Annotated in this window: 10 protein-coding genes; 6 read left to right on the top strand and 4 right to left on the bottom strand. The window is 73.4% G+C overall.

The features are described 5' to 3' along the window. Positions 1 to 31 precede the first annotated feature (31 nt). Positions 32 to 1,828, top strand: a complete 1,797-nt coding sequence (locus HCN08_RS16030; RefSeq protein WP_167983754.1) for an AMP-dependent synthetase/ligase — start codon at positions 32 to 34, stop codon at positions 1,826 to 1,828. Positions 1,829 to 1,876: 48 nt separating this feature from the next. On the opposite strand, the gene HCN08_RS16025 is transcribed toward HCN08_RS16030, so the two are convergent. Together HCN08_RS16025 and HCN08_RS16020 are read right to left on the bottom strand one after the other, a co-directional pair. Beyond that, entirely contained in the window at positions 1,877 to 2,446 is a 570-nt protein-coding gene (locus HCN08_RS16025) for a hypothetical protein (RefSeq protein ID WP_167983753.1), read from the bottom strand. Next, the gene (locus tag HCN08_RS16020; protein ID WP_167983752.1) at positions 2,439 to 3,224 is read right to left on the bottom strand and encodes an alpha/beta hydrolase; all 786 of its coding nucleotides are present in this window, start codon (positions 3,222 to 3,224) and stop codon (positions 2,439 to 2,441) included. Before HCN08_RS16020 ends, HCN08_RS16025 begins: the two co-directional genes overlap by 8 nt. A 232-nt stretch (positions 3,225 to 3,456) precedes the next feature. On the opposite strand from HCN08_RS16020, the gene HCN08_RS16015 reads away from it, so the two are divergent. The 5 genes from HCN08_RS16015 to HCN08_RS15995 all read left to right on the top strand — a co-directional run bounded on the left by HCN08_RS16015 (position 3,457) and on the right by HCN08_RS15995 (position 8,005). Next, positions 3,457 to 4,170 carry a lysophospholipid acyltransferase family protein gene (locus tag HCN08_RS16015; RefSeq protein ID WP_167983751.1) on the top strand — a complete coding sequence of 238 codons (714 nt, stop codon included), beginning with the start codon at positions 3,457 to 3,459 and terminating at the stop codon, positions 4,168 to 4,170. A gap of 53 nt (positions 4,171 to 4,223) precedes the next feature. Beyond that, positions 4,224 to 5,396 carry a MacS family sensor histidine kinase gene (macS, locus tag HCN08_RS16010; RefSeq protein WP_167983750.1) on the top strand — a complete coding sequence of 391 codons (1,173 nt, stop codon included), beginning with the start codon at positions 4,224 to 4,226 and terminating at the stop codon, positions 5,394 to 5,396. After that, entirely contained in the window at positions 5,393 to 6,079 is a 687-nt protein-coding gene (locus HCN08_RS16005) for a response regulator (RefSeq protein ID WP_167983749.1), read from the top strand. The genes macS and HCN08_RS16005 overlap by 4 nt, the downstream gene beginning before the upstream one ends. A gap of 70 nt (positions 6,080 to 6,149) precedes the next feature. Next, the gene (locus HCN08_RS16000) at positions 6,150 to 7,178 is read left to right on the top strand and encodes a 6-phosphofructokinase (protein ID WP_167983748.1); all 1,029 of its coding nucleotides are present in this window, start codon (positions 6,150 to 6,152) and stop codon (positions 7,176 to 7,178) included. A gap of 185 nt (positions 7,179 to 7,363) precedes the next feature. Then, positions 7,364 to 8,005, top strand: a complete 642-nt coding sequence (locus HCN08_RS15995; protein ID WP_167983747.1) for a uridine kinase family protein — start codon at positions 7,364 to 7,366, stop codon at positions 8,003 to 8,005. A gap of 50 nt (positions 8,006 to 8,055) precedes the next feature. Here HCN08_RS15995 and HCN08_RS15990 read toward each other — a convergent pair whose 3' ends face one another. Then, entirely contained in the window at positions 8,056 to 9,951 is a 1,896-nt protein-coding gene (locus HCN08_RS15990) for an anthranilate synthase family protein (protein WP_206318846.1), read from the bottom strand. Between the two features lie 349 nt (positions 9,952 to 10,300). After that, positions 10,301 to 13,138, bottom strand: coding sequence for an N-acetylmuramoyl-L-alanine amidase (locus tag HCN08_RS15985; RefSeq protein ID WP_240970125.1), 2,838 nt, complete (start codon positions 13,136 to 13,138; stop codon positions 10,301 to 10,303). Positions 13,139 to 13,248: the final 110 nt, after the last annotated feature.

The raw sequence follows: 13,248 nt of genomic DNA, 5'->3' as shown, positions 1-13,248 counted from the left end.
TGCGCCGTGGCACCGATGAGGAGCAGCCGCCTTGCGTGAGTTCAGCCTTCCGGCCCTGTACGAGGTCCCCGCCGACGGCAACCTGACGGATCTGATCCGCCGCAACGCCGCGCAGCACCCGGACACCCCCGTCCTCGGCCGCAAGGATCCCGCCGGCCACTGGCGGGACGTCACCGCGGCCGACTTCCTCGCCGAGGTGCGGGCCGCCGCCCGCGGCCTCATCGCCTCCGGCGTGCAGCCCGGCGACCGGGTCGCCCTGATGTCCAGGACCCGCTACGAGTGGACGCTGCTGGACTTCGCGGTGTGGAGCGCCGGCGCGGTGACCGTACCGGTCTACGAGACGTCCTCGCCCGAGCAGATCGCCTGGATCCTCGCCGACTCCGGCGCGGTCGCGGTCGTCGTGGAGTCCGACGCGCACGAGCGGGCGGTGGAGTCCGTACGCGACGGGCTGCCGCAGCTCAAGCACGTGTGGCGGATCGACACCGGCGCGGTGGAGACCCTCACCGCGGCCGGCGGCGACGTCGCCGACGCGGTCCTGGACGAGCGCGGCTCGGTGGCCAAGGCCGACTCGCCCGCCACCCTCGTCTACACCTCGGGCACCACCGGCCGCCCCAAGGGCTGCGTGCTGACCCACCGCAGCTTCTTCGCCGAGTGCGGCAACGTCCTGGAACGCCTCGCGCCGCTCTTCCGCACCGGCGACTCCTCGATCCTGCTCTTCCTGCCGCTCGCCCACGTACTGGGGCGGCTCGCCGAGGTCGCCAGCGTCATGGCGCCGATCCGGCTCGGCCACGTCCCCGACGTCAAGAACCTCACCGACGACCTCCAGGGCTTCAGGCCCACCCTGATCCTCGGCGTCCCCCGGGTCTTCGAGAAGGTCTACAACACGGCGCGGGCCACCGCCCAGGCCGGCGGCAAGGGCAGGATCTTCGACCGCGCCGCCGCGACCGCCGTCGACTACAGCCGCGCCCTCGACACCCCCGCCGGCCCCTCGCTGCGGCTGCGGACGGCCCACAAGGTCTACGACCGGCTGGTCTACGCGCGGCTGCGCGCGGTGCTCGGCGGCCGGGCCACGCACGCCATCTCCGGCGGCGCCCCGCTCGGCGAGCGGCTCGGCCACTTCTACCGCGGCATCGGCTTCACCGTCCTGGAGGGCTACGGCCTCACCGAGTCCTGCGCCGCGACCGCCTTCAACCCGTGGGACCGCCCGAAGATGGGCACCGTCGGCCAGCCGCTGCCCGGCTCCACCGTCCGGATCTCCGACGACGGCGAGGTGCTGCTCTACGGCGAGCACCTGTTCAGCGGCTACTGGAACAACGAGCCCGCGACCGCCGAGGCGATGGCCGACGGCTGGTTCCACACCGGCGACATCGGCACGCTCGACGAGGACGGCTATCTGACCATCACCGGCCGCAAGAAGGAGATCATCGTCACCGCCGGCGGCAAGAACGTCGCCCCGGCGGTGATCGAGGACCGGATCAGGGCGCACGCGCTCATCGCCGAGTGCATGGTCGTCGGCGACGCCAAGCCGTTCGTGGCCGCGCTGATCACCCTCGACGAGGAATTCCTGCCGCGCTGGGCCGAACAGCACGGCAAGACCGGCCGCACCGTCGCCGAACTCGCCGACGACCCCGACCTGCTGGCCGCCGTGCAGCAGGCCGTCGACGAGGGCAACGAGGCGGTCTCGCGCGCCGAGTCGGTCCGTAAGTTCCGCATCCTGCCGGGGCAGTTCACCGAAGCCTCCGGCCACCTGACGCCGTCGCTGAAGCTCAAGCGCCAGGTGGTGCTCGACGAGTTCGCCGCCGAGGTCGAGGCCCTCTACGCCCGCTGAGCCGCGCCGCGCGCCGGGGCCCGGGCCGGAGCCCGCCCCGGGGCCGGCTCACACCACCGCGCCGCGCCCCGGGTCGTCGTCCTCGTCGTCCTCGCCGGTGCGCATCCGCATCACCAGCGTCGCGAAACCGCCGAGGAAGCCGCCCACGCCCAGCGTCGCGGCCCACCAGGTGATCTCCAGCTGGAACAGCACGAACACCAGCAGCAGCAGCGGCCCGCCCAGCACCGCGATCCAGGCGAACTTCGTCGTGACGTCCGCCTCCGGCAGCGGCGGCGGCTCCGGCGGCACGTAATGCGCGTCCTCGTCGTCGTCGGCCAGCTCGTAGTCGCGCGGGCCGCGGATCACCGGGTGGATCACGATCGTGCGGTCCGACGCCGGCGGCTTGGTGCTCACCGCCGCGGGATCGGTCGGGTCCGGCTCCGCACCCGGCGCGGGGACGTTCTCGGCCTCGGGCCACAGCGCGGCACCCGGCTCCGGCTCGTCGTCATACCCGGCGACGAGCGCGGCCCAGGCCGCCTCCTCGTCCAGCGGGGCAGCCGGCGGCTCCTCCTCGTGCGGCGGCGCGCCGGCCGGCTCCTCCTCGTGCGGCGCGGTGCCCTCGTCCTCGCGGTCAGCCACCTGCCGTGCCCTCCTTCACCGCGTCCCCCGCACCGACCGACAGCCGCTCGATGAAGGCGTACGACTCCGCGAAGACCAGCTCCGCGTCGTTGTCCAGGGTGGCCACGTGGAAGCTGTGCTCCAGCACCTTCTCGGTCACGTCGGCGGACGACACCGCGCCGAGCACGACCGCCGAGTTCGACGGGTGCACCACGTGGTCGACCTTGCTGTGGAGCAGCAGCAGCGGCTGCGTCACCTGCGGCAGCCCGGCCCGCACCTGCGGCCACAGCCGGGTCAGCGAGTACACCGCGTGCAGCGGCGTGCGGTCGTAGCCCAGCTCGCCGCCGCCCTCCAGGGCGATGTCGCTCGCGATGCCCTTGACCGACGGCAGCACGTGCCGCAGCACCGAGACCGCCTTCAGCGTCGGGCTGTCGGCCTTCACCGACGGGTTGACCAGCACCAGGCCGCTGATCGCCGAGCCGTGCTTCTGCGCCAGCCGCAGCGCGAGCGTGCCGCCCATCGACAGGCCGCACACGAACACCCGCGAGCAGCGCTCCCGCAGCGCCGCCAGCTCCCGGTCCACCTCGGCGTACCAGTCCGGCCAGCCGGTCAGCTGCATGTCCTGCCACCGGGTGCCGTGCCCCGGCAGCAGCGGCAGCGACACCGTCAGCCCGCGCGCGGCCAGATACTCCGCCCACGGGCGCAGGGACTGCGGCGTGCCGGTGAACCCGTGACAGAGCAGCACACCGGTCCCGCCGCCGTCATGGCGGTACGGTTCGGCTCCTGGCATCAGCGGCACCGCATGCTCCTGTTCCGAGTTCCGGTGGATCTCACAGCTGAGAACGTTCGACGGGTTCCGAAGCTTCCGCGGCTTTGCGTGGGCGTGGGGCCGCGTACCGGGTACACGAGGTACACGGAGGCCGGACGTTCAGCGTACGCGGCCGGGATACCAAGCGGTAAGCCCTGTCGGGACCGGCTGCGGGGGCTTCGTGCCGCTAAGGTTCGGTGCGTCGTCGACAGGAGGTCCGAGGTTGTTCTACGGTGCGATGAAGATCGCCATCGGCTCACCGCTCAAGGCCGCCTTCCGGCCGTGGGTGGAGGGCCTGGAAAACGTGCCCGCCGAGGGCCCGGCGATCCTGGCGAGCAACCACCTGTCCTTCTCGGACTCCTTCTTCCTGCCGGCCGTGCTGGACCGCAAGGTCACCTTCATCGCCAAGGAGGAGTACTTCACCTCCCCGGGCGTCAAGGGCAAGCTGACGGCCGCCTTCTTCAAGGGCGTCGGCCAGCTGCCCGTGGACCGCTCGGGCGCGCGCGGCGCCGGCGAGGCCGCGGTCAAGAGCGGGGTCGCGGTGCTGGCCCGCGGTGAGCTGTTCGGCATCTACCCCGAGGGCACCCGCTCGCCCGACGGCCGCCTCTACCGGGGCAAGCCCGGCGGCCTCGCCCGGGTCGCGCTGGCCAGCGGGGCGCCGGTGATCCCGGTCGCGATGATCGACACGGAGAAGGTGCAGCCGGTCGGCAAGGTCGTGCCGAAGCTGTCGGTGCGGCCCGGCATCCGTATCGGCAAGCCGCTGGAATTCGCCCGCTACCAGGGCATGGAGGCCGACCGCTTCATCCTGCGGTCGATCACCGACGAGGTGATGTACGAGATCATGAAGCTCTCCGGCCAGGAGTACGTCGACATCTACGCCACCGCCGCGAAGCGGCTGCTCGCCGAGTCCGCGAAGGGCTCCGCCGCCCCGGGGTGACCTGCCGCCCCCGCGCAGTAGGGTGCTCAGGCGTGGGGGAGGGGGCTGTGGGCATGTCGGTGGAAGGGCCGTTGTGGCGGGCGCTCGTGGCGTATCGGGTGCTCACGTGCGCGTATACGACGGCGGTCTTCTGGTACGGGTACGACGACATGGACCATCCGCTCGTCGGGGGGATCTACCTCGGCGTGCTCGGGGCGTGGACGCTGGGGACGCTCGGGCGGGTCACCTCCGCGGAGCGGTGCACGCGGGGGTTTCTCGCCGCGGACCTGACGCTCGCGCTCGGCGGGATACTGCTCACGATGGTCGTGGACACCCAGGAGCGCATCAACCAGGGCGCGTTCACGCTGCCGTCGATCTGGACGGCCGGCTCGGTGCTGGCGTTCGCGATCAAGGGCGGGTGGCGGTGGGCCGCCGTCGCGTCCTCGCTGGTGGCCGTCGCCGACCTGGTCGAGCGCGGCAGCGGCGCCGGGCGGGACACCCTGCGCAACGTCATCCTCGTATGGGTCGCCAGCATCGGCATCGGCTACGTCGTCGAGGTCGCCCGGATCAGCGAGCGCACCCTGGCCCGGGCGTTGCAGATCGAGGCGGCGACCCGGGAGCGCGAGCGGCTGGCCCGCGACATCCACGACGGCGTCCTCCAGGTGCTGGCGATGGTGCAGCGGCGCGGCGACCAGGCCGGCGGGGAGGCCGCGGAGCTGGGCCGGATGGCCGGCGAGCAGGAGGCCGCGCTGCGCAGCCTGATCAGCGGCGCCCCGCTGCCGGCCCCGCGCACCGGCGAGGCCGCGCCGCAGGGCCCCACCGACCTGCGCGCGCTGCTGGCGCCCTACGCCTCCGCCCGCGTGACGCTGTCCGCGCCCGGCACGCCCGTGCCGCTGGAGCCGGCGGTCGCGGGCGAGCTGGCCGCGGCGGTGGGGGCGGCGCTGGACAACGTACGGGTCCACGCCGGTGAGCGGGCGCACGCGTGGATCCTGGTGGAGGACGAGCCCGACGCGGTGCTGGTGACGGTGCGGGACGACGGGCCCGGCATCCCGGCCGGGCGGCTGGCCGCGGCGGCGGCCGAGGGGCGGCTCGGCGTCGCCCAGTCGATCCGCGGCCGGCTGCGCGACCTGGGCGGCACGGCGGAGTTGCTGTCGCCGCCCGGCGAGGGCACGGAAGTGGAACTGCGGCTGCCCAAGCGGGCCGCCGCCGGCGAGGTGACGGCAGTGAGCGCAGGAGGCGCGGCATGACGGTGAGCGTCATGGTGGTGGACGACCACCCGATGTGGCGGGACGCGGTCGCCCGGGATCTCGCGGAGGCCGGCTTCGAGGTCGTCGCGACCGCGGGCGACGGTCCCGAGGCGATACGGCGGGCCCGCGCGGCCCGCCCGCAGGTGCTGGTGCTCGACCTCAACCTGCCGGGTGCCTCCGGTGTACGGGTGTGCAAGGAGGTCGTCGCGGGCGACCCGGCGGTGCGGGTGCTGGTGCTGTCGGCCAGCGGCGAGCACACCGACGTACTGGAAGCGGTCAAATCCGGTGCGACGGGGTATCTGCTGAAGTCCGCCGCCCGTGCGGAGCTGGTCGAGGCGGTGCGCAGGACTGCGGTCGGGGACCCGGTCTTCACCCCTGGCCTGGCCGGACTCGTGCTCGGCGAGTACCGCAGGCTCGCCACCGAACCGCCGCCGGCCGCCGACGAGGGCACGGCCGCGCCGCGGCTGACCGAGCGGGAGACGGAGGTGCTGCGGCTGGTCGCGAAGGGGCTCAGCTACAAGCAGATCGCCCATCGCCTGGTCATATCGCACCGGACCGTGCAGAACCACGTCCAGAACACCCTCGGCAAGCTTCAGTTGCACAACCGGGTCGAGCTTGTCCGATACGCGATCGAAGCGGGCCTGGACGAGGACGGACAGGACCGCACGGACGGCGACATGTGACCTAAGTCACGCTAGCTTGGCGGAAGGTTGCACATCCGGCACAGCTGGCTTGCGACGAAGGGAAACGTCCATGCGAGTCGGAGTCCTCACCGGCGGCGGCGACTGCCCCGGGCTCAACGCGGTCATCCGCGGCATCGTGCGCAAAGGCGTCCAGGAACACGGATACGACTTCACCGGCTTCCGCGACGGCTGGCGCGGTCCCCTCGAAGGGGACACCGTACGGCTCGACATCCCCGCCGTCCGCGGCATATTGCCACGCGGCGGCACCATACTCGGCTCCTCGCGCACCAACCCGTTCTCGTCCGAGGGCGGGGTGCGCCGGGTCCAGGAGAACCTGGCGGCCGAGGGCGTCGACGCCCTCATCGTGATCGGCGGCGAGGACACCCTCGGCGTCGCCGCCCGGCTGCACGCGGAGATCGGCCTGAAGGTCGTCGGGGTGCCCAAGACCATCGACAACGACCTGTCCGCGACCGACTACACCTTCGGCTTCGACACGGCCGTCAACATCGCCACCGAGGCCATCGACCGGCTGCACACCACCGCGGAGTCGCATATGCGGGTCCTGGTCGTGGAGGTCATGGGCCGGCACGCCGGCTGGATCGCCCTGCACTCGGGCCTGGCCGGCGGCGCCAACGTCATCCTCATCCCCGAGCACCGCTTCGACCTGGACCAGGTGTGCGGATGGGTGGAGAGCCGCTTCAAGATCCGCTACGCACCCATCGTGGTCGTCGCCGAGGGCGCCATGCCGCGCGACGGCGACATGGTCCTCAAGGACGGCACGCTGGACTCCTTCGGGCATGTGCGGCTGTCGGGCATCGGCGAATGGCTCGCCGCGCAGATCGAGAAGCGCACCGGCAAGGAGGCCAGGACCACCGTCCTCGGCCACGTCCAGCGCGGCGGCACCCCCAGCGCCTTCGACCGCTGGCTCGCCACCCGCTTCGGCCTGCACGCCGTGGACGCGGTCCGCGACGGCGACTTCGGGAAGATGGTCGCCTTACGCGCCACCGACGTCGTCCGGGTGCCGATCGGCGACGCGACCGCCCGGATCAAGACCGTCGACCCGGCCCTCTACGCCGAGGCGGGCGTGTTCTTCGGCTGAACTCCCGCCCCCGCAGGGCCCATTCTTCCGCCGAAGTTCCCCCCGCGGCCGTACGGTGTTCCGCCGCCCGTGAAGACGCACACCGGGAGCGCTTGCCGCAGACGATCCAGCCGACCTATCCTCCCTCCACCCGGCTTGTCCGGCCGCTTCGTTCCCCTTTTTTGAGCACCTGAGGAGCGCCCGGTATGACGGGTGTGGCGAGCGGGCTTCCCACGCCCGTACTGGCGGTCGCAGGCGGCACCGCATCCGGCAAGTCCACCCTTGCCGAAGCGCTGGCGCGGCACCACCCCGACAGCGTCGTCCTGATCCATCTCGACGACTTCTACGTCCCCGCGCACGATCCGCTGCGCGGAGTCAGGACGCTCAGCGCCACCGGCGCGGAGACCCTGGACTGGAACCACCCGGGGTCCATCGACGAGACCGCGGCCTCCCGCGCGATCGACGCCGCGACCGGGTCCGGGCGGTACCGCCTGGTGGTGGTCGAGGGCCTGTTCGCGCTCACCCTGCCCGCGGTCGCCGCCCGGGCCTCCTGGCGGGTCTACGTCGACACCCCGGACGACATCCGGCTGGCCCGCAAGATCCTGCGCAAGATCGAGGTCCAGCGGCAGGACCCGCGGGTCTCGCTGCTCAACTACCTCACCTCCGGCCGGGAGCGGCACGCGGTGCACGTGGCGCCCTCCCGCTCGCTCGCCGACCTCGTCGTGGACGGCACCGCCGACGAGTACACGATGATCGCCGAGGTGCTGACCCTGATCGGGCCGGTGCTGGCCGAGCCGGTCCTCGCCGACTCGGCCGTCAACGCCGGCTGCTACGAGGAGACCGCGTAGAGGCGGCGTAGCAGCCGCGCCGGCTCACCGCGCCGGCTCACCGCGCGGGCTCATCGCACCGGGGACAGCACGCCCTTGAGCAGGCTCTCGGCGATCCGCACACCGCTCAGCGTCAGCACCGACTCCGGGTGGAACTGCACCCCGGCGAAGCCCGGCCCGCGCATCGCGTGGATGTCGCCGCTCGCCGGGTCGCGGCTCAACTCCACCCGGTGCATGGCCAGTTCCTGCGCGGTCGGGGCGTCGCAGCGCGCGGTGAAGGAGTTGTAGAAGCCGACGGTCTCCGCGGTGCCGAACAGGTCGATCGTCTTCTGCGCGCCCTGGAACGGCTCGTCCTTGCGCACCAGGTCCAGGCCCAGTTCGGCGGCGATCAGCTCATGGCCCAGGCACACCCCGAGCAGGCCGTGCCCGTGGCCGCGCACCAGGTCGGCGGCCAGCTCCCGCAGGAAGCGCATCTTGGGGTCGGCGGTGTCGGCCGGGTCGCCGGGGCCCGGGCCCAGCACCACAGGCCCCGGGTGCGCCAGCGCCGCCGCCCGCAGGCCCGGCTCGTCGTAGCGGCGCACGGTCACCGCGTGGCCGGTCGAGCGCAGCAAGTGGGCCAGCATCGAGGTGAACGTGTCCTCGCCGTCCACGACCAGGGCGTGCGCGGCCGGCTCCGGGTGCCGGGCCTGCATCCGCAGCCAGAACGGCGCCAGGTGCGCCCGGCGGGCGTCCAGCGCGGCCCGTACCCGGAAGTCGTCGGCCAGCCGGGGCCGCGGCGCCCCCGGCACCCGTACCGGCGCCGGCCGCACCCCGAGCGCGGTGAGCACGCCGGCCGCCTTGGCGTGCGTCTCGGCGACCTCCGACGCCGGCCGGGAGTGCCGCACCAGCGTCGCCCCGACCGGCACCTTCAGCTCGCCGGCCGGCGAGATGTCGGCGGTGCGGATGAGGATCGGGGAGTCCAGGGTCTGCGCGCCGCCGGCGTCCCGGCCGATGAGGGCCAGCGCCCCGGCGTAGTAGCCACGGCCGCCCTCCTCGTGCCGCTCGATGACGCGGCAGGCGTTCTGCACCGGCGATCCCGTCACCGTCGCGGCGAACATCGTCTCGCGCAGCACGTTCCGTACGTCCATCGTGGAGCGACCGCGCAGCTCGTACTCGGTGTGCGCCAGGTGCGCCATCTCCTTCAGCCGCGGGCCGACCACGACCCCGCCGAGGTCGCACACCGTGCACATCATCTTCAGTTCCTCGTCGACGACCATGGTCAGCTCCTCGGCCTCCTTGGGGTCGGCGAGGAAGTCCAGCAGGCCGTCGGCGGTGGGCCCGCCCGCGGGATAGCGGTACGTGCCGCTGATCGGGTTCATCACGACGGTGCCGCCCGACACCCGCACATGCACCTCGGGGCTCGCGCCGACCAGGGTGCGTTCGGGGGTGTGCACCACATACGTCCAGTACGCGCCGCGCTCGCCGCGCAGCAGCCGGGCGAACAGCGCGAGCGCCGCGGCCGGCCCGTATCCGGGGATGTGGCCGCGGAAGGTGCGGCGGATGACGAAGTTGGCGCCCTCGCCGCGGCCGATCTCGTCCTCGACGACCCGCCGCACGATGCCGGCGTACGCCTCGTCGCCGGTGTCGAAGCCGCCGTCCGCGACGGTCACGGGCAGGTCGGGGAGCGCGGCGAGCACGTCGGCGAGCGGCAGTTCGTGGACCTCGTCCGGGAGCAGGACGGCCAGCGGGGTGCCGTCGTCGCGGACGTCGAAGCCGCGTTCGCGGATCTGCCGGAAGGGGACGAGGGCGAGCGCGTCGGTGCGGGCGCCGCCGGCCGGCGGGCCCTCGGGCAGCGGGACGGCGCCGAGGGCGGGGACGGTCGTGACGGGGCCGGCCAGCACCTCGACGACGCCCTCGGGGCGGCCGGGGGTGCGGCGGTGCAGCAGGGCGAACGGCGGGTGGCCGGGGGTGAGCAGCCGCCGCACCAGCGCCGCGGCACCGGGGGAGGCGGGCGAGGCAGAGGAGGCGGGCGAGGCGGGGGGCTCGGGCGGCTGCGGGTCTGCGGGGTTCTGCGGCACGGTCGGGGGTCCTTCCTGGGGCTGGGCCTCGACGGCCCTCGGCGGGGCGTCGAGGCGGAGAGGAAGGGGCGGCGACCGGGCCTGGGAACACCGAAGGCCGCCCCTGCGGGCGGCCTTCGCGTAGTGCTTGCTGAACGCGCGGGTCAGCGGGCCGCCGGAGAAGCGGTCCACCACCAGGTCCGGCGGGACGCCGGCGCGATCTGAGACGCGGTCATGGCCACGACCCTAGCGCACCGGTGCCCCGCCCGTCAGGCCCCGCTCACGCCAGCAGGTCGTAGACCTGCCAGCCGCTGCCGACCCGGACCCGGGCGGCGTACGGGGCCGCGGCGCTGCCGGTGCCCTGGTAGTACCACAGGACGCCGGAGACGTCGCGGGCCACCATGTCGGCCCTGCCGTCGCGGTTCAGGTCGCCGGTGCCGACCAGGGTGTCGTACTGGTTCCAGCCGGGGCCGATCCTGACCCGGGCCGCCCAGGGGGCCGCCGCGTCGCCGGTGCCCTGGTAGTACCAGAGGACGCCGGTGGCGTCGCGGGTGACCAGGTCGGGCTTGCCGTCGCCGCTGATGTCGCCGGTGCCGGCGAAGACGTCGTACTGATTCCAGCCCGGCCCTATGGCGGTGCGGGTCGCGAAGGGCGCGCTCGTGGTGCCGGTGCCCTGGTAGAGCCACAGCTCGCCCGCCGAGTCCCGGGCGATCAGGTCGTCCTTCCCGTCGCCGGTGGCGTCGCCGACGCCGAGGAGCTTGCCGTACTGGCCCCAGCCGGCTCCTGTTTTCGTCCGGCCCAGGAAGGGCGCCGCGGGCTTGCCGCTGCCCTTGAAATACCACAGGGTGCCCGAGGTGTCCCGGGCCACCAGGTCGCCGGTGCCGTCGGCCCGCAGGTCGGACAGCGTGGTCACGGTGTCGTACGCCTGCCAGCCGGGGCCGATGCCGAACCGGGTCAGGAACGGGGCGGCCGGGGTGCCGCTGCCCTGGTACTGCCACATGGTGCCGGCGGCGTCGCGCGCCACCAGGTTGTGCCGGTCGGTCGCGGTCACCGCGGCGACGCTGGTGGTGAGGGTGACGTCGGAGGCCCGTACCCACGCGATGCGGTGGTTGTAGCGGATCGGGTAGAAGGAGTTGGTCCCCTTCACCAGGGTGCGGTCACCGGCGGCGGTGCCGGCGAAGCTGCCCGCGTACCAGTAGTCGCCCGGCTCCTGCGGGCCCGCCTGCGCGTACGCCTGGCCGGCGGCGATCTTGTACTTGGTCAGCGAGGTGTCGTTGTCCGTCTGCACCGGCACGTTCGTGCCCGCGTACGCGGCGTCGTCGGGGTAGGCCCGGCCGTAGACCGCGATCGTCCCGGACTTCGGCGTGACCACCTGCGTCGGCGGCAGCACCACCGTGTTCTGCCCGCCGGGGTTGCGGAACCACAGCTTCTGGTCCTGGTACCAGATCGCCGTCCAGTCGCCCTGCACCCCCGCGACGACATACGCGCCGCCCGCCGGGACCTTGTCCGCCCAGTTCGAGCCCTCGCTCCACGCCACGTTGCCCAGGTAGGGGTCGACGGGCAGCGCCGCGGTCGTCGCCGGCGAGGTGTAGAGGTAGAGGAAGTTCGCCGGGTGCGCCGGCACCGAGGCGCCGCCGTCGGTGAGCGTCGGCTCGTTGGCCGTGGTGTACGGCGGCACGACCCGCACCAGCTGCCCGGCCTGGAGCGGCGCGCCCGCGCCGCCCGCGCCGTCCGGGGCGCCCAGCAGCGTCATGTAGTGGTTCCAGTCCCAGTACGGGCCCGGGTCCCAGTGCTGCGTCTTGACGTTGGCGTCCAGCACGCCGGGCACCTCGTCGTGGCCGATGACGTGCTCGCGGTCCAGCGGGATGCCGAATTTCTGGGCCAGGAACTTCACCAGGGCGGCGGAGGAGTCGTACTCCTGCTCGGTGAACCAGTCACCCGTCCTGATCGCGTAGCCCTCGTGCTCCACACCCACCGAGTGCATGTTCACGGTCTTGTTCGCCGCGTGCCACGCCTCGTCCTTCAACTGCACCATCTGCGTGACCCGGCCGTCGTCCGCGATCAGGTAGTGGGCGCTGGCGTAGGCCGTGGAGTTCTTGAACTCGTCGATGCTGCCCTGGTACGTCCCCTCCATGTCGTGGATGACGATGTAGCGGACGTCCTCGCCGTTGCCGGGGCGGGCGGAGACGTTGTAGTTGCCGAAGTCGTCCGGCGTGCTGCTGTTCTGCTTGTACGCCGCCGGGACGAACGCGCAGCTCAGCGTGGCCGGGCACTCCGGCGCCGGGGTCGCCTCCGGCGTCGTCGGCGCGGGCGCGTCGGCCGGGGCCAGCGGCACCGTGCCCGGGTCCACCGGCTGCACGGACGGGTCGGCGGGCAGCGTCACCGTCTGGCCGTCGGCGGTCAGCCGGCTCGCGCCGCTGCGGACGGTGTCGAAGACCCGCTGCACGAACTGCCGGGCGCCGCCCCGGTCCGGGGACTGGCTGTAGCGCGCGACGCCGGCCCACCAGCGGCCCGCGTCGGCCGGCAGCGAGCCGACCGCCGCCTTCTCGTACGACGCCAGCAGCGCGGCGCCGGCCCGTACGCTCTGCCGCGGGTCGGTGCGCACCTCGTCGGTGGAGGCGCCGATCAGCTGCGCGGCGACGTCCAGGGTGTGCAGCCGCGGCGCGGAGGTGTCCACCTGCGCCGCGGCGGCGGCGCGCAGCGCCCGGCCGGCGTCGAAGTGCCGGGTCACGGCGGGGTCGCCGCTGAGGTCGAGGTGGGACAGCTCGTCGGCCTGCGACGGCTGCTCCATGTCGGCGGGCGTGACCCGGGTCAGGCCCATGACGTTGTAGTTGCCGGTGGTGCTGGGCCGGCCCTGGTGCGACTCCCACAGCGTCATGCGGTAGGAGACGGCCATCAGCACGCTCTGCGGGACGTGGAACTCGTTCGCGGCGGCGGCGAAGTCCGCCTGCAGCGCCCCCGCCTGCTGCGTGCCGCCCTTGCCGTCGGCCGCGCCGCCCGCGCCGCCCGGCGAGGGGGCGGCGAGGGCGGTCGTGCCGTAGGTGGCCGCCGTGGCGAGTGCGACGGTGGCCGCTGCGTAGGCGATCCAGGACGTGCGTCTGCGGTGTCTGTTCGTCAACGTGTTGCCCCATCGGCTGCACGCGCGCATGAGGGCGCGCCCTCCCGGAGCCCGCGGCCGGACGGCGGCGGCTCTGAAACGCGGGTGACGCTACCAGTCCAAGGTGACGT

Origin of the sequence: Actinacidiphila epipremni, from assembly GCF_012034175.1 — a bacterium.
GTDB lineage: Bacteria > Actinomycetota > Actinomycetes > Streptomycetales > Streptomycetaceae > Actinacidiphila > Actinacidiphila epipremni.
Note: the sequence above shows the minus strand (reverse complement) of the source record. Positions and strands in the feature narration are given on the sequence as shown.

Coding starts and splice junctions, on each gene's coding strand:
- macS (WP_167983750.1), top strand. CDS start 4,224: ATGTCGGTGGAAGGGCCGTTGTGGCGGGCGCTCGTGGCGTATCGGGTG.
- HCN08_RS16005 (WP_167983749.1), top strand. CDS start 5,393: ATGACGGTGAGCGTCATGGTGGTGGACGACCACCCGATGTGGCGGGAC.
- HCN08_RS16000 (WP_167983748.1), top strand. CDS start 6,150: ATGCGAGTCGGAGTCCTCACCGGCGGCGGCGACTGCCCCGGGCTCAAC.
- HCN08_RS15995 (WP_167983747.1), top strand. CDS start 7,364: ATGACGGGTGTGGCGAGCGGGCTTCCCACGCCCGTACTGGCGGTCGCA.